This window comes from Algibacter sp. 2305UL17-15 (assembly GCF_040720935.1).
GTDB lineage: Bacteria > Bacteroidota > Bacteroidia > Flavobacteriales > Flavobacteriaceae > Jejuia.
This window is the reverse complement of sequence record NZ_JBFDAE010000002.1, coordinates 1-18,268: the sequence shown is the minus strand read 5'-3', so window position 1 is coordinate 18,268 and position 18,268 is coordinate 1. Positions and strand designations below refer to the sequence as shown.

Here is an 18,268-nt window from a genome sequence, read left to right as displayed (position 1 = left end):
TCATTATCTTAGATACTCTCAAATCCTAAACAAATTTGATATTGAACTACAACAAATCTACATTAAAAACCATATCCTTTTACTTTGCTGCTTTTTGTTGCCTTTTAACAAATGCACAAAAAACCACCAACATAGATACCCTATTTCCTAAAAAGCAATATGCTTTTAAAACCTTAACTATTAACGATGGCTTATCTCAAAATAGTGTTATCAGCATCGCTCAAGATAGTATAGGTTATTTATGGTTGGCAACACAAGATGGATTAAATAAATATAACGGTAGAGAGTTTAAACATTACGATAAGCAATTTGAAGATATTACAAGAAGTACTTTTAGCAAACTGGGCAAAATCTATATCGATAAGCAAAACAGGCTCTGGATAATTACACATTCTGGAAAATTGGAACTTTACGACCAAAATACTGACGATTTTAAACCTATTGATCTCAATTTTGACGCAAGTTGTGTTTTTCAAGATAAAAACCTAAACCTTTATATAGGCTCTTATAACAATGGGCTTTTTAAAATTGATGCTAAAACCAAAGATACGCTACAGGTTTTAAAAAATGAAGATGTCAAAAAAACGGTATATCATAGTATAGAGATTGATGGTAGTTTATTGGTAGCCACATCTGGCTCTATTTTCAATATAACAAAAAACAATACTTATAGGGAAATACCTGTTAGAACTTCAAGCCTTACCAATTTTAGTGTGTTAGAAAAAAATAGCAAAGGTGATGTTTGGCTAGGATCCTTCGGAAATGGTTTATTCTTTAAATCTAAAAACGGCGAGTCATTTACTAAATATAAAAACTCAAATCTTCCTGAAAACCTAAATATTGAAGATTTACTATTTGATAGCAAAAACCGTTTGTGGATTGCTACTTATGGCAATGGTGTTTATGTAATGGACCTAAGCACGAGCGTTGTAAAAAATTTCAAAGCCAATAAAAATAATCCGTTTGCTATCCATTACAACGATATGTTGTGTCTTTATGAGGACACTACCGGTGTTATTTGGTTTGGTTCTGACGGAACAGGTGCCAGTTATTATGACGCACATTTAATAAAATTCAATATCCTAACAAACAATCAAGTGCCAAAATCCGTGAATGTAGATATGGTTAGGAGTATTGTTACGGATAGCCTTAACAATATTTGGATTGGAACCTCCGGAAAAGGATTAACCTTTGTTGACCTAAAAACAGATACTTATAAAACATACACTACAGACAATACACCTCTGGCCAGTAATAGAATTATAAGCCTAAATTTTATAGAAAACAATTTATGGGTTGGTCATCAGGGTTATGGTTTAAATATTATTGAACCATCAGGCAAGTATAGATTTTTTCCTGAAATAGCCAACTTTACCATTTGGCGTATTGTTAAAGCATCTAAAAACCAAGCTTGGTTATGCACAGAACGCAACGGTATTCTTCTATTTGATAAAAACAAAGGAATAATAACCCAGTATAACACAGAGAACTCTTTGCTAACATCAAACAATGTTAGAGCGTTAACCATAGGTAAAAACAATCATATTTGGTTGGGAACAGATGACAACGGCTTATTCAAACTTAACAAAGAAACTAACACCATTGAAAAAATAGACCTTATAAGTGATAAAATAAAATCCTTATTTTACAAGGACCATGTACTTTGGATAGGCACCAATGGAAATGGTTTAAAGAAGTATAATATTATAGAAGATACTGTTGTAGTTTACACAAAAAAAGAAGGCTTGCCCAATGATGTTATTTACGGCATTCTACCGGATATAAATGATAATCTATGGTTAAGTACCAACAACGGAATTAGTCAATTTATCTTAAATAACACCGAAAAACACTTTGAGAATTTTAGTATATATGACGGTTTACAAGCAAAAGAGTTTAATACCGGTGCTTATTTCAAAGACAATAAAGGCACTTTGTATTTTGGTGGTTTAGAAGGTATTAATTGGTTTCATCCAGAGCAGTTAACGTTCAACACCATCGCCCCAAAAACCATTATTACTAAGTTCGAGGTTTTTTCAAAAGAAAAAAAATTAACCCCAAACACTTCTTTGAATTACGATGATAACACCGTTACATTTACATTTTCCAGTCTTCATTTTTCGCAGCCCGAACGAAATTTTTACAAATACCAATTGGTAAATCATGATGCAAATTGGATTGAATCTGGGAACACTAATCTGGCTCATTATACCAACTTACCTCCTCACACTTATACGTTTCAAGTTATTTCAAGTAATTATGATGGCATTTGGAACAACTCCCCTGCCACATTCACCTTTACCATTAACCAACCTTGGTATTTTAGTACTATGGCAATTATTGACTATATCGTATTACTAATCCTTATCGGCTATGGTATCTTTAGGTATTTAAAATGGCGTTGGCACATTAAGGCACAACTGAAATTCGAACATAAGGAAACCGAGCGTTTAAAACAATTGGACGCCTTCAAAAAAAAGCTTTACACCAATATTTCCCATGAATTCAGAACACCGCTTACACTAATAACGGGCCCAGTAGAAAAACAATTAAACAACCCAAAACTATCAGAAACCGATAGAAATGAATTAATGCTCGTACAACGAAATTCCAAACGCCTTTTAAATTTAGTCAACCAATTGCTCGATTTATCAAAACTGGAAACTGGCCATTTAAATCTATCTGTAAGCCAAGGAAATCTTAGCCTATTCTTAAATCAACTTGTTACGGCATTCAAATTTAAAGCAGAAGACAAAGAAATCACTTTTTCATATCATATACAACACACAGAAAATGCTTGGTTCGATAAAGATGTTATAGAAAAAATTGTCACCAATCTACTAGCAAACGCCATAAAATATACACCAAGCCATGGGAAAATTCATTTTGATGCCAGCAAACAGCAAGGTCAAATCATATTAACAATCATAAACAATGGAAACACCATAAGTACTGAAAAAATTGGAAAATTATTTCGGCGTTACTATCAAGATAGTAAATCTGCCGATGGTGTTGGCATCGGGCTATCCTTGGTAAAAGAGTTAACCGTTTTATCTCATGGAAATATTGTTGCCCATGCTTTGAATAAAGATGACATACAATTTACAGTAACCTTACCCATAGAACGTTCGTTTTTCAATGCATCTGAAATTGCAGAAGAAACGCTTCCTGATATATCTGACACAGATGATAATTATAATTTACAGCAAACGGCAAAAACGAAAACCAATCCGTTACTATTAATTGTTGAAGATGATGAAGACATACGCATATTCCTGAAATCCATTTTTAGGGACACCCACGCTATTGAAGAAGCTATTAACGGTGAACAAGGCATAAAAAAAGCCATAAAAATAATCCCCGATATCATAATCAGCGATATTATGATGCCAAAAACCGATGGCATAGTATTGTGCAATACCTTAAAACATGACGAACGCACAAGCCATATCCCTATTATACTCCTTACAGCAAAAAGTGGTAACGACAATGAAATTAAAGGCTTAAAAACTGGTGCGGACGATTATGTTGTAAAACCGTTTAATAGTGAAAAACTTAAAATTAAAGTTAAAAATCTTATTGAGTTAAGATTACAATTACAACAGCGATATAGCACTACTTTAGAATTAAAAGACATTGCAACTACATCGGTAGAACAACAATTTTTAAATAAATTAAAAGCTGTTTTAAATGAAAATATCACAGACACGTCATTCAATTCAGATATGTTTAGTAAAACAATGTTGATGAGCCGGATGCAATTGCACAGAAAACTTAAAGCCCTTACAGGGTTATCCACCACCGAATTTATAAGAAGCGAACGCTTAAAATTAGGCGTAAAGCTTTTGCAAACTTCCGACCTCTCTATTTCAGAAATCGCCTATCAAATTGGGTTTAATACACCATCCTATTTTATTAAATGCTTTAAGGAAACGTACAAAAGCACACCTTCAGAATACGTCTCAAACCAGTAATACGCTACGTTTCACACATCATGTTACATATGTTGCATACTTTGTTACATATTTGATATCCATAAAAATGCTTTCCATATAATTTTACAATCAAGCTAGCACGATTATACTATCGTTGTTAAAAGCAACTCTCCTCCAAAGTATTAAAATTGATGCATAAAACCGATAACATAAAAGCAGAGGAAAATCAAAACATTTATTTAAGTATAGACCATTTAAAAAAAGGAAATTACTTATTGAACATCACTCTAAAAAACAAAATAGTAAAGTCTATAAAGTTGAAGAAATAAAGATGCTATTAATCAGTGAGAGAAAGGGGAATAATGAAGATGGCTCATTGAATTTATTCCCTTTTTAAAAAATAGCTACGAGATTCTTTTTTTGCCCCACTATTCTCCCTAGTCCATGATTTAATGAGCAACAAATAATTAATCATAAAATCTATCAAAAATGAAAACAAAAATTACGTTAACATTAGCACTATTATTTTGCTTTTTGACCAATGCCAATAATATTACGGTAAGTAATATTTCGTTGGAAAACTTAAATGAGCCTGATTGGGTGCAAATAGAATTCGATCTGAGCTGGGAAAATTCTTGGCGATTAAGTGCAGGCCCTTCCAATTGGGATGCCGCATGGGTGTTTGTTAAATACAGAGTTAATAGCGGTAATTGGCAACATGCGCAATTAGCACAAACAGATTTCGTTGCTGCCTCTGGAAGTACCATTGATATTTCTAGTGATGGTGTTGGCGCTTATATTTATAGAGATAGCGATGGAAGTGGCGATTTAAACCTACAAGATATGCGCCTGCGCTGGGATTACGGATCGGTTAATACCAACGACGTATTGGACATCCAAGTATTTGCTATAGAAATGGTGTATGTGCCTGAAGGCGCATTTAGTGTTGGTGGTACTTCTGGAGATGAAAACAGTAAATTCTTCAATGGAACTGAGAATATATCTTATGAAATAACCTCAGAAAACGCCATAACCGTTTCACCAGGAAGCCTATATTATAATAATGAAGGCAACACCCCTGGAGACCAATTAGGGCCAATTCCTTTAGATTTCCCTAAAGGGTTCAATGCGTTTTATCTTATGAAATATGAAATGTCTCAAGCACAATTTGTTGGGTTTTTCAATACACTAACAGAAACACAAAAAACAGCCATAGATGTTCCTGCTCCTATAGGTAATGGAAATTTAATTACATGGTCAGGTGGTTCTTCAAGTGCTACTACTACTGCGCCAGACCGAAGTGCAAATTATATTAATCTTGCAACTGCCATGGCTTATTTAGATTGGTCTGGTTTAAGATTTATGACGGAGCTTGAATATGAAAAAGCATGCAGGGGACCTTTACCGCCAAAACCTGGAGAGTTTGCTTGGGGAAATGCCAATATAAACGCCACACCATATACAATAATTAACGCTGACCAACCTACAGAATTAATAACCAATAGTCAAGTAGGCACAGGAAATGCATTATATTTCTCTACTCGTCCTGGAGGCCAAGGCCAAACCCTAAGGAATGGCATTTTTGCAGCTAGCGCTATCAATAAAAATAGAGAAGAGACTGGTGGAAGTTATTACGGCATTATGGAACTTTCTGGAAATATTTGGGAATCTATTATAAGCATTGGCAATCCTGCTGGTAGAAATTATACAGGTTTACATGGTAATGGCAGTATTACTGCAAATGGCAGCGCAAATGTTGCCAATTGGCCGTCTTCAGGCACAGGTTTGGGAATAGGCTTAAGAGGTGCTGGTTATTCAAATCCTTCCATAGATTTGAGAATTTCCTCAAGACGATTGGCGAACTTCAGTTATACAGTAGCATTTTCTGATGTAGGTTTACGTGGATGTCGAAGTTTTTAATATTCAAAAAATGAAACAGATACTTATTATACTATGTTTTTTCAGCTCTTTTTGCAGCCATGCACAATTTTTGGGCGGCACAAATGACGGAGATTCTTATGCTTCAATTTTTGGCACACAATTGAACGGAAGCATCGTATCTTATACCATTATGTACCGCGCAGGAAATGGTGATGGCTATGACCTGAATTATAAAAACGGCATGTTAACCGATAATACGTTAAGTTTTTATAATGGAGGTATGGGCGATGGATTCGCAAAGTATGTTACTACAGATTTGCTTACAGGAGAAAGCCTAAGCACTATTTTTTCTGGGAGTAGCGGAGACGGATTCAGCAATCAAATTTCCAATACTACAGTTTTAAAAGGCACAAATCTAACCGCTTTATACAATGGGAATACTGGTGATGGATTTGCCATGAATTTTCTAACAGATGTTCTGTTGCAAGGTTTTATGACAGAACTTTACAAAGGTGGTACCGGCGATGGTTTTGCAAGCCTTATTAGTTCAGAAAACTTCCTCAATGGCTTAATGGCTGAATTGTTTAATGGTGGGAACGGTGATGGTTATGCTTCTGAAATAGTATCATCTTCATTAACATTAGACCTTATAGAAGAACTTATCAAATTGGATGTTTTATTATACCCAAACCCAGCAAGCCATATCGTAAACATAAAACCTAAGGATGGTGTGAGTATTACTTCCGTAGAACTCTATGATGTTTCGGGCAAGAAGGTCTTAATCAAATTATCAAATGAAAACACATTAAATGTGTCCAACTTATCAGATGGTATTTATCTTTTGAATATTTTCTCTGAAAATGGAAGTGTTTCAAAAAAGTTGATTGTTAAAAAATAAATCTAATATTAAAACGTAACATTATGAAAACACTATTCACTTCAATCGTTGGACTTCTAATAATACTGTCCACAAACGCCCAAGTAGGCGTAAACAACCCTAACCCTACGCAGGCACTCGACGTTAAAGGGAAAGTAAAAATTTCCAACGATGGCCGAACGCCAACCGCAGGTACCATTCGTTACACCACCGTCTCTGATGACTTCGAGGGCTACGACGGGACGGAGTGGAAATCCCTGACTGAACAAAAAAGCAGCGGCACGCCTAGTGACCCGGTGCCTTACTTTGGGCGCTCAAATGCAGTAGCCGTTGGCAACGCACTAGGTAACCCCGGCCTAGTAACACTCGAATCCTGGGAGAATAGTGCTGACACCTTCAGCACCGTTCCCGCCGGCCAATTCTTTCTAGTTACCCGCATACAGGCGCAAGACAACAACCTGACCTCAACGTTTGAACGTATGGACTGTGGGGTCTACGCTCAGGGCGCACCCAACTCCGTCAGAGGCAGTACGCTTGTCCGCATGGTAGGCTCTAACCGGGAATTGGTCGCCTTAACGGGAGATCAATCGAACCCGCTCTTGATTCTGCGACCAGGAGACCGGATCGCTATTTATAATAACAACCTGTCCTCACAGACGACCCTCAACGTCCTTATCCACGGCTTTCTGGTAGATAAACTGGACTTTTAAACCAAGAGCCATGAAAAATAAAATTCTATTTTTAATCTTTACGGTCTGCCAATTTTCATTTGCACAACAAGGACTTTACATTTCCTCGGGGGGATTCCTCCATAATGAAAACAGTATCATTACCGTTGTTGATGGCGACTTTGTAAACGCAAGCACTACCGTTTTGAATGGTGGCACGCTCCAAATAAAAGGTTTGGATGGTAACGCACATAGCATCTCGCTAGATAATGAAAACACTATGGATTATTTGGAACTTTACGGTATCTCTCCTATTGAACTCGATGGACAATTGGTTCTGAATAATGAAATTTTTATGAATGATACCTCTAGTTTTATTATGAACACTGGGAGTTATGTTACTCTTGGTCCAACAGCAGAAATTGTGGGCGAATCAATAACAAATACCATAACGGGAGCCGATGGTACTTATTTTAAGACCACAAGGAACCATACATCTGGCGTCACCAATGATTTTGGCATAATTGGCGTGATTACATATAATGGTAGCACTTCCATGGGAAGTACCGAAATTTATAGACGCTATGGCACTTTTGACATTAACGGAAACCCAACCGTAAAACGGTATTACGAAATTAACCCCACCGTTAATTCAGGTTTAGATATTGAGGCACATTTCTATCTTTCAGATGTTGATTTAAACGGATTGGAACGCTCAAGTCTTGCGGCCTTTAGAAGTACTAACAATGGTGACTCCTTTACTAAAGAAGGTGGTACTCCAGAAACCTTTTTTCATTCCGTATCCAATATTGATGCCTTTTCAATCTGGACTTTTGCAGATGCTTCCATTTTAAATATTGATGAGTTTGGTGCAAATAACGTTTCGGTACTTCCAAATCCAGCAACACATAGCGCTACAATTTATTCAAATAACAATCAACGGGTAAATTCCGTAGAACTCTATGATGTAACTGGTAAAAAAATGTTTGGCGAATTATCAAATGAAAACACATTAAATGTGTCCAACTTATCAGATGGTATTTATCTTTTGAAGATATTCTCGGAAACGGGAAGTGTTACAAAAAAATTGGTAGTTAAAAAATAATAGGAACAAAATAGAAACTTTAATATTATCCCGAAGTTTCTGTTTTTTCCTTTTGCAGTTCTTTTAAAACCAATCTAATTTCACTATAATCATATTTATCGTCCAATTGTGATTTTAAATCAGATAGGTTTTCAAAAGTCTTTTTTGGTATAATTTCTTTTAACGCCTCATAATGATCAACAGGCATCAAATCATTAACTTTTACTTCTCCTGAATCTAAAAAAGTAGCTAGATGTCCAACAATAGTACTTGGAACAAATTCTCGTTCTTTGGCGATTTCAAAAATAGTTTTTCCTGCTTTAAATAACTCTAAAGATAATTTCTTGGAGTCCGTAACCTTTTTTCTTCTGGGCTTCTCCTCAAATATTTCCGCCCTATTTGATGTATCAATATCATGCTCCTCGCAATAGGCTTTAATCACTTTTAAAATAGCAGTTCCATATTTTTCAACACGGGTTTTACCCATACCATTCACTTTCAACAATTCTTGTTTAGTAATCGGCAAGGTTTCACACATTTCATATAATGTTTTTTGTGCAAAAATCTGATAATGAATTAAATCTTTCTCCTGAGCAATATCATTTCTTAACATACGTAGTTGTTCAAACAAGACCACATTACTAGTCCCTTCAACAACTGCCTTTCTAAGTTTTTTAGGTTTTTCCTTTCCATTAAAGACAGATTTAGCCCGTAGTTCTAAAAATTCTTTCGCATTAAAACCACCTGTCAAATTATTAAAATATAATTTTTTAGTATCAAGTAATTCTTCAAAATTATCGAGATTTTTGGTAATATCTGTTCCAACGGCATTATTATCGGTAGTAAATCCAAAAGTCTTTAAAGGCTCTAAAATCTTAGTTTCAGTTTCAGTTTTAAAATAGGCTATTGCCTTCTTAAATCGCTCTTGGATAACTGCACTTTCTTCTGCTAAACCCTCACTTTCCGAAAGTTGTTTTAACTGTGTATTAAAGTTATTGGCCACTTTTAAAAAATTAGTTATGGTGTCTTTAATCGTTACAAAGGTACTTTCAATTGGCCCTTCAACCACAGTTCTATTTTTGTAATAAATATCCAAAACCCTGTTTGCAGGATATAGCAATGGATAAAATTCAAACACTTCGGCAATTAAATCCAATTGGAATCTTTTTTGCGAATTTTTCAAAACGTTTTCATCTGGGGCATTGTCCTCTGCATTCCTATTAAATGAAATGACATTGGCATCGCTGATAATCTGGTTTGAATGAATTTTACTCTTCAATATCAATCCTTCCAAAGACTTACACCTACTCAACGCCACATAAGTTTGTCCGTGGGCAAAAGCACCTTCCGCATCAATAATGGCCTTTTCAAACGTTAAACCCTGACTTTTATGTATTGTGATAGACCAAGCCAAACGCAACGGCATTTGGGTATAACTCCCAATTTTTTTTTCTGTAATAGCCTTTGTTTCAGGATCTACCGAATAGTTGATATTCTCCCAAATTTCGGGCGTTACATTAATATTAAAATCATCATCGGGGCAATGTACTACAACTTCATCTTTATCCAAATGGATCACCTTTCCTATTTTTCCATTAAAATAGCGTTTCTCAGGGCTACTATCATTTTTGACAAACATGACCTGTGCGCCTACTTTCAACTCTAACTTTTCCATGTTAGGGTATGCATGCTCAGGAAACTTGCCGTCAACTTCAGCATTATAGGTAAGTGTTTTGGTTTTTAGTTTGTTTAATTCAGTTCTATTTGTTGCTTCCGCCTTATTATTATGTGTCGTTAATGAAATATAACCCGCATCCGGCTCGGGCGTAAAATCTGGGATATAACGTTTGTTTAATTCCGTAGCCGCAGCTATGGATAACACATTATTCCGAATCTGATTAAGTATTTCGATAAATTTCGGGTTATCCTGTCGGTAAATATGTTTCAACTCAATACTAATCGCATCACATTGCTGGTATGCTTGACTACTAAAAAAGAAACCGTTTTTATAAACGTGCTTTAACAAGGCCCATTCCTGTTCTTTAATAACGGGCGATAGTTGTTGTAAATCGCCAATCATCAAAACCTGTACACCACCAAACACCTTAGTTCTATCTCTAAAACGACGTAATGTTTTATCAATACCGTCCAGCAAATCGGCGCGCACCATACTAATCTCGTCAATCACCAACAAGTCCATCGACTTGATAATATTGATTTTTGTCTTGCTGAATTTTCTATTAAAACCCTTCGAAGCATTTAAATCCGTATCCGGTAAAATAGGCCCAAAAGGCATCTGAAAAAAAGAATGGATGGTTACGCCTTTTGCATTAATAGCCGCAACACCTGTGGGCGCGACTACCACCAAGCGTTTTAAACTGTTCATTTTCAAGCGGTGCAAAAACGTTGTTTTACCAGTTCCCGCTTTACCCGTTAAAAAGATAGAGCGATTTGTATTATTTACAAATGCCCATGCTAATTCTAGTTCTTTATTTTCAGTCATTAATTGCCTTAAAATTTAGAGGTTTAAGATACTAATTTATGAGGGTTTTTATGGCGGGTTTTTGAGAAAAATAAAAGCTGTGCTGGTGATTTATCTTTAAAGGTCTAATTCATTATCAGCACCTGGCAATTCTAATGCTTTTACAGATTGTATCGCATTTCCAGCTATTCCTTTAACTGAACCATACATGTCTATTGTATTGGTTACAACCTTTTCAATTTGCTTTTCTCGTTGTTTCCAAATTCTTTGCATGGAACGTTTTTCGCTATCCAAATCCGATTTCATTTGTGTAAACCCTTCAACAATAGCTTCTATTTGCATTCTGAAAGTACTACTCGTTAAATAATCATAAAGCAAGTCCATTTTATCGCCTTTATTTTCTTGCGTGATAATTGCATTACTTACTTGTAAAATGCCTTCTCTTAAAACGGCGCATAGACTTTTGAATTCCTCATAATTACAAATCCAAATGCCATCTTTTAATCCCATTCTGTCCATATCAGATGGCATAACTTCTGTAACCAAAACTCCAATATTTGCACCTCTATCTCTTATATCAGCTTTAAATTTTTCAATCCAACTGGGTTGAAAATCTTTAGTTCTCTTACTTTCATAATATATAGTTCCGCAGTTTTGTTCCGTTCTAGAATGTACAATCTGAATGCAATCTCCGCCTCTAGTTCCTTTTTTTATTTCTTCAATGGTATCTAACGGAAATTTAGCTGCCAACCATTCTTCTATTGCTAATTCTTGAACTTCTCCTTGAAGCTGCATAGAACCTTGCTCCTGCTTACGTTTCATTTCTTCAGTAAGCTTTTTTTGGTCTTCTAGTTGCTTTTGCATTTCTTTAAAACGCAATTCATTTTTATCTTCTTCGGATTTTTTTATTTTCTCTTTTTCAGCAATAAGAATTTCATTCAGCTTTTTCTGTGCTTCGGCTTCGGCAGCTTCTTTTAATTCTGATTTCTCACGCTTCAATTTTTCAATCTCTGCTTTAGAGCGGTTCAGTTCCTTAACCTGTTCAGATTTTTCATTTAATTCTTTTTGTAAAGCATCAAATTGTTCTGACTGTTCTTCTTTTAATTTCTGTTTAAGTTTGGACTCAATTTCTTTTTTATCCGCTTTTAATTGATTTTCGAGACGCTCTTGAAAGAGTTCATTTTCTTTCTTTTTCTTCTGTTCAAAATCAAGCTTTTCTTGCTTTAGCTTTTCTTGCTCATTCTCGTACTTCTTCTTTTCCAAAGCAATCTGAGATTGATATTTTTGCTTTATTTCTTCTTCTAATTGATGCGACAAAATATCTTGAACATCTATTGATGTTCCACAGTTTGGGCATTTTATTTGTGTTTGGTTTTTCATTTTTAATTTAGCTTGTAATCAGTTTCTGTTATTTAAAATCACTTTCTATTGCTTTAAAGCGTTCATAATCTGCTTTTAAATCATTCATTGTAGGTGGTGCATGTTGTTCTTCTGGATGACTATGTGCTCTTATAAATCCACTAGCACGTCCAAACATTCCATCTATTTCAGCTTTATGCTTTTCAATCATATCTCCTTTTACAGCAGGAAATTTAGTCATCATAATGTTATTTCTGTATCTCCCGACTATTTCCTGAAAAATTGAATTAGACACTAATAATTCTAAACCTGTGCGCAGATAGGCATAACCTTCAGCAGCAACTTCATTTTCATTTTTACCTCCTAATCCATTATTACAGATTGCATTTAGCTTGCTTGTATATGTTTTCAATTTATTGATAGGTGTACCATCAGATAAAAGACCTGTGTTAATGCCATCAGTATTAACTTTATAAAAACTAAAATCAGTATTAGCTTTATACAAAACATGTCCTTGTAAGGCGAAAAAAGAATTATAAAATAGGACATTATGTGTAAATACAATTACTTGTCGCTCTTTTGATAAATCAACTAATCTTTTGGCAACATCCTGCATTATGTTGTGGTCAAGCGAATTTACTGGGTCGTCAAAGACAACTGGAGCAACAGTTGTGTCAAGTTGCAGTTCTGTTAAAAATTCACAGAGAGCAATAGTTTTTTGCTCTCCTTCACTTAAAACTTTATTTATGTCAAATTGACGAATGTTTTGTCTTATTCTTGAGCTACCTTGTTGCGAAAAAAAACCAACATTAACACCGAGATGCTGTTTCCTAAACCCTGTCAATTCAGCTGTAAACTTGTCTTGAAAATCTTGTGCGACAAGTTCTTCACGTGCTTGAGTTGTTTTTGCACTTAAAGACGCTGTATTAAATTGAACCTTATTATCATGAAGTAATTTTCTTGCTGAAAGATTTGAAATACAGGTAAGCACTTCTTGTTTGTGCTCCGACAAGAGTTTTCTATCCTTTAGTTCCGCTATTTCCTTTTTTAATTTTATTTCAGCTGTTTCTAAATTTGCTAATGCTTTGATTAGCAAACCTCTTGAAGTAGTAAGTTCTTTTTGTTTTTTTTCAAGAAACTGAATTGTTAGTATATAATTTATATCGAACTTAATATTTGGACTCACACTATCATTAACAATATGACTTTTATATAATTTAACTTTTGAGTTAAAATCGATAATTTCTTTTGGTTGTACAATTGAACTATTTTCTAATAAACCAAAAGCTGGATAATGAAACACAATAGCATCATTCAATATATTAACCCGTTCAGCAATATCAGTTTTTAGTTTTTCATATTTTGTAATTTCTTCTTGAGTAGTATCATTTAATATTTTGCTATAGCTTTCAATCAAGTTTCGCGCATATTCATTTTGCAAATCTTGTTTGCAATACACACAGGTATCATCTGTATTATTAGGATAATTTTCTTTCGCAATTAATTTAATATATGAATCAGCAGACTTCAGGAAAGTGTTAAACTCAACAGTATCAAACTGTTCTAAACCATGTGTTTCAGCTAATCCTGCAATGCCTTTTTGCGTTTTAGCTTTTAAAATTTTTAATGCAGCATTATATTTTATAATGTTATCCCAATCATTTTTTGTGAGATTTAATCGTATGTGTCTAACCGTTGAAATAATTGTGGCTAGTTCATTAAGAATAAAATCAATGTTTTTCAAATTAACTTCAAGAGTAGCTTTATTAAGTTTTTTTAGTTCATCTTCTTTCTTGGTTAATTCATCTTGATTCACTTGTGTATATAAAGAAAGTTCTTCAAGTTTTTGCTTATCAGAATTATGAGCTAACGAATCAATATATAACTTTTGTGGAGTACCTTCATTAAGCTGTTCACTCCAAAGCATATTAATAGGATACAACATGTATTGTTGAGTATGCATTACACTCAACGCCGTTAATTCATTTGTTATTAAAGAAAAAAGATAAAAACCTTTTGGTGTAACAAGTAATTCACGATTGCTAGACAACGATATATTTACACAATCACTATTAAAAACAGAAACTGCATTTAAATCTGATGGAAGAACTCCACCTTCCCAATTGATAAAGAATGGATTTCCATCTGAAGTAAACTCTATTTTGGCACTTTGTCCAACTTGTTCTTCATTAACATTTGAAAGAATGTCATTATTGCTATCAAAACTATATCCTTGAGCTTTAAGAACACGACTATAACCTGTTTTTCCTACTCCATTATTTCCATACACTACTGTTATGTTTGGACTAAATTCCATGACTTGGTCTTCAGCCAATCGATTTACACCTTTAACTTCAGATAACTTTGTAAGAGAAATTTCCTTGGTTGGTGGCGTAAAAGTAGGTTTACTTATGTTTATTGGAGGAAGTGGTGGTTCAAATAGAAATGTAATTCCTTGTAGATAATAATTGAAAATCTCTTGCTTTTCAATTTGGGACAATGGAGCCTGTGATGTTGTGACTTTTTGAACTAAGAGTTTAGCCCAAAGACCTTTAGACTCAGCCCATTCCCATAAATAGTCAATCAATTCTCTTTGCGTATTTACTGTTGTCATAATTTGTTAAATTCAATCATTGATTAAACATTTTAAAAAAAATCAAAAAAAATAGATAATTCAAAAAACGTTATTTTTTAATTCTTCAAATAAATAATAAGAAGACCATAAATCTACAAAATCTTGTAGGAATTACTTTGAGGGAAAACCGTAAACATCAAACTTCAAACAACCAAATTAGCCCTCTCATCCGCAATCCCAATTTCCACAATACTACCAGAGTTAAAATTCAAAAAATCAGATTCAATACCATCACTAAAAATAACGCCATTAGTCGGCATATTAGATTCAATTTTTAAGGTCTTATTTTTTGTGATTATTCCATAACCGATATTGGTTTCTGTCATTTTACTCAAAAAAGGTTCTCTTACCACAAATACAAGTTTGTTATCATTCCAATCTAAAGTAGTTCCACAATCATTTTTAGCACTATTGTAATAGCCACTTACATTATTTGTCATATTAAAAATGGAACTTAACCAACCTGTTGAACCAGCTCCAGTCGAAATTATAATGCTGTTAGAAGATTGTTGCTCTTTTATACCATTAAACGCTATGCTGTATCTTGAAGAAACATGAGAATCAGCACCTATATAAAAATCATTAAAGGCTAAAAGTATTTGACCGTCGTTTAAGGTAGCCTTTGCCATAGTAACCTCTTTTGTTTCATAATTACCTTTCATTACATTTTTAAGGATACCGTTTAGGTCGCTAGGAGCATGTTTTAACAGAATCCCGTCATAACGTTCTATATCTGGATTAATGCCTATTATTGGCAATCCATTGACGTATTTAGCTGTATTTGCAACCAATCCATCTTGCCCAATAACCAATACTAAATCTTTTTCTGTAAAAATATAGGTTGGCAAAAACGAACGATTTATAACTTTGTGTTTAAGGTTTCCAGTAATAGATTCCTTAATTTTTGAAAGTGATTCGTAAAACGTGTTATGTTCAAGTTCAAAATACTCAAAGTCTCCACCTGAACTCTCAATATAAAACTTGGCTTGAGCTTTGGAATTAAATCTTTCTATTAATTGCTCAAGCCTGGTTTTATCTCTAATTATGATTGCGCTTTCAAATTTCATTTTTCTTATGATTTACTTCTAACAATGGCATCTAACAGTTCTGGAGATATATTCAAGTTTCCAATTTTATCGGCATTTTCAGCTAATTCCCTAAAAGCTAAAGCAATATTATTACTTGGGTCATTACCATTGTTACTAATAGCCATCAATGTTTTCCAGTCTAGCTCTTTATAGGGTTTTAAATTAGCATTTAACACATATTCTTTCACGTCAGCTTCTTTCTTTTCATTGGTTACTTGAATATCGATAAGTGCTTTCTTTTGTTCTTCCAGAGAAATACTTGATGTCATTTTCATTTCTTTGAGTTTTTGCTCATTTTCTTGCTTCACAACATCTGTTTCCATTTTTTTCTCTACAATTTGCTTTTGCTTTTCTTCGACAGCAATTTCAGTATTTAACTCACTTTCCTTTATGATGCGTTCTTGCTCTACAGCAAAATTCCGACGTTCATACACCGCCTGATCAGCTTCTTTTTGTAAAGATTCTCTTGTTTGAGCTTCTAAAGCTCTAGCCATTTCAGGATTTGGAGACACACCAAGTATATTAACACTTAACACTTCTAAACCTAACATTTCAACAGTTTTTGACTTTTGAACACTAGTAAAAATTTCCTTTTCAATCTCATCTAGTTGTCTTAAAGCTTCCTTTAGATGTAATCGTTGAATAATTGAAGCACTTGCTGTTTGAGCTTCATTAATGATGCGCTGCTGAATCTTCTCATAATCATTTTTTAAATACTGCTTTTTCTTATTAACTGTAAAATCCAATGTTTCAGCAATTTGCTTTGGATTTTCAATTTTATAGGTTATTTGTCCTTGCAATGTAACCTCTTGATAATCTTTTGTCGTTTCATTAAATACGAATTGAAAATCATTACTTGGTACTGGAATAGATACAATTGATGAGTTTGGAGAGAAGTAAAAGAATGATAATCCTCTTCCCTCCTTCTTTATCTTTCCATTTTTGTAATGAATTACATAATTCATTGAGTCGAATTTGATATAATTTATTCCTAACATAACATTGAGTTTTAATTATTAATTTGCGTAATTATGACACAAATATAAAATAGAATAAAACATCTACCAAATATATTTTGTGTTATTTTTACACAAATACACTCTGTCGTTGAAATACAGTTGTTTATATCTCGAAAATTATACCTTCCTTTTTGAGTTGGAAGTATCGTTTTTGATTAAATTGGAATAAATTAGCAGGTCTTCCAGAGCCTTTTGATACTTTTTCATCAAGCTCATCTAGTACATTTAAACCTATAATTTTTTTTCGGAAGTTTCGTCTATCAATGTCTCTCCCTAGAAGTGTTGTATATAATTTTTCTAAATCAGAAAACGGGAATTTTTTATCCAGTAGTTCAAAACCAATAGGCTCATAAGTTATTTTACCTTGTAACCTTTCTATAGCAGTTTTTAAAATTTCCTTATGGTCAAAAGATAATTTGGGTAACTCATTAATATGAAACCATTGTACTTGTTCAGCATCTGTTGAAGCATGTATTTTAAATGCATTTGGTCGGACTAACCCAAAATAAGCTATTGACACAACTCTACCTCTTGGATCTCTATCTGGTTTTCCGAAAGTGTATAGTTGTTCAAGGTAATTTATCTTAATTCCAGTTTCTTCGAACAACTCTCTTTCAACGGCGTCTTCTAATGATTCATCGTTTAAAACGAAACCACCAGGAATTGCCCATTGACCTTTAAATGGATCATACTTTCTTTTTATTAATAACACAGATATATTTCCTGCTTCGTATCCAAATACTACTGCATCTACGGAAAGTTTAATTGATTGCTTACTCATTATGTGTAGTTTTTACACAAAAGTATTGAACTTGGACTAATATCCTTGAGTTTATCGCAAAAAAAAATCCCGACTCGTTAGAATCGGGATTAAAAAAGGCAACGACCTACTCTCCCACAAATGCAGTACCATCGGCGCAAACGGGCTTAACTTCTCTGTTCGGAATGGTAAGAGGTGAGCCCCATCGCTATAACCACCTTAAGCTTTAGTCCCGCACTCGGTGCGGGATCTCTTCCGTTTTTAGCTCTAAAGCATTTTCGAAAGATAAATATCTTAACATATTGAAAATAAGAAACATGGTCTGTAATAAATATTGAACTTATAAAAAAACAGGCGTACAATAAGCCTATGGGTTATTAGTACTACTCGGCTACGACATTACTGCCCTTACACCTATAGCCTATCGACCCCGTAGTCTACGGGGACCCTTTAAAGAAATCTCATCTTGTGGTGGGTTTC

General features: G+C 34.2%; 11 protein-coding genes and 2 rRNA genes. 5 read left to right on the top strand and 8 right to left on the bottom strand.

Translation table 11 applies throughout. The annotated features are described in order from the left end of the window. Window positions 1–41: 41 nt before the first annotated feature. The 5 genes from ABXQ82_RS01920 to ABXQ82_RS01900 all read left to right on the top strand — a co-directional run bounded on the left by ABXQ82_RS01920 (window position 42) and on the right by ABXQ82_RS01900 (window position 8,466). Entirely contained in the window at window positions 42–3,974 is a 3,933-nt protein-coding gene (locus ABXQ82_RS01920; RefSeq protein ID WP_367054062.1) for a two-component regulator propeller domain-containing protein, read from the top strand. Between the two features lie 450 nt (window positions 3,975–4,424). Continuing rightward, on the top strand, window positions 4,425–5,855 hold the full coding sequence (locus ABXQ82_RS01915; protein WP_367054059.1) for an SUMF1/EgtB/PvdO family nonheme iron enzyme: 1,431 nt from the start codon (window positions 4,425–4,427) through the stop codon (window positions 5,853–5,855). A gap of 10 nt (window positions 5,856–5,865) precedes the next feature. Beyond that, window positions 5,866–6,714: a T9SS type A sorting domain-containing protein gene (locus ABXQ82_RS01910; protein ID WP_367054057.1), complete on the top strand. Its 849-nt coding sequence runs from the start codon at window positions 5,866–5,868 to the stop codon at window positions 6,712–6,714. 23 nt (window positions 6,715–6,737) lie between these two features. Continuing rightward, window positions 6,738–7,403: a hypothetical protein gene (locus ABXQ82_RS01905; protein WP_367054054.1), complete on the top strand. Its 666-nt coding sequence runs from the start codon at window positions 6,738–6,740 to the stop codon at window positions 7,401–7,403. 10 nt (window positions 7,404–7,413) lie between these two features. Further along, complete coding sequence (locus ABXQ82_RS01900; protein WP_367054051.1) at window positions 7,414–8,466, top strand: T9SS type A sorting domain-containing protein; 1,053 nt, start codon at window positions 7,414–7,416, stop codon at window positions 8,464–8,466. A gap of 25 nt (window positions 8,467–8,491) precedes the next feature. On the opposite strand, the gene ABXQ82_RS01895 is transcribed toward ABXQ82_RS01900, so the two are convergent. The 8 genes from ABXQ82_RS01895 to ABXQ82_RS01860 form a co-directional block, all read right to left on the bottom strand. Continuing rightward, window positions 8,492–10,948, bottom strand: a complete 2,457-nt coding sequence (locus tag ABXQ82_RS01895; protein ID WP_367054048.1) for a helix-turn-helix domain-containing protein — start codon at window positions 10,946–10,948, stop codon at window positions 8,492–8,494. Between the two features lie 96 nt (window positions 10,949–11,044). Further along, on the bottom strand, window positions 11,045–12,307 hold the full coding sequence (locus tag ABXQ82_RS01890) for a DUF2130 domain-containing protein (protein WP_367054045.1): 1,263 nt from the start codon (window positions 12,305–12,307) through the stop codon (window positions 11,045–11,047). Window positions 12,308–12,335: 28 nt separating this feature from the next. Beyond that, window positions 12,336–14,900, bottom strand: coding sequence for an AAA family ATPase (locus ABXQ82_RS01885; protein WP_367054042.1), 2,565 nt, complete (start codon window positions 14,898–14,900; stop codon window positions 12,336–12,338). 164 nt (window positions 14,901–15,064) lie between these two features. Continuing rightward, entirely contained in the window at window positions 15,065–15,988 is a 924-nt protein-coding gene (locus tag ABXQ82_RS01880) for a sugar kinase (RefSeq protein ID WP_367054039.1), read from the bottom strand. 5 nt (window positions 15,989–15,993) lie between these two features. Next, window positions 15,994–17,007: an SPFH domain-containing protein gene (locus ABXQ82_RS01875; RefSeq protein ID WP_367054036.1), complete on the bottom strand. Its 1,014-nt coding sequence runs from the start codon at window positions 17,005–17,007 to the stop codon at window positions 15,994–15,996. Between the two features lie 124 nt (window positions 17,008–17,131). Beyond that, window positions 17,132–17,809 (bottom strand): NUDIX domain-containing protein, encoded by a 678-nt coding sequence (locus ABXQ82_RS01870; protein WP_367054033.1) that lies wholly within the window; start codon window positions 17,807–17,809, stop codon window positions 17,132–17,134. A gap of 93 nt (window positions 17,810–17,902) precedes the next feature. Continuing rightward, a 5S ribosomal RNA gene (gene rrf, locus ABXQ82_RS01865) occupies window positions 17,903–18,010 on the bottom strand. 135 nt (window positions 18,011–18,145) lie between these two features. Beyond that, window positions 18,146–18,268: ribosomal RNA gene (locus ABXQ82_RS01860) — 23S ribosomal RNA — on the bottom strand; the annotation flags it as partial.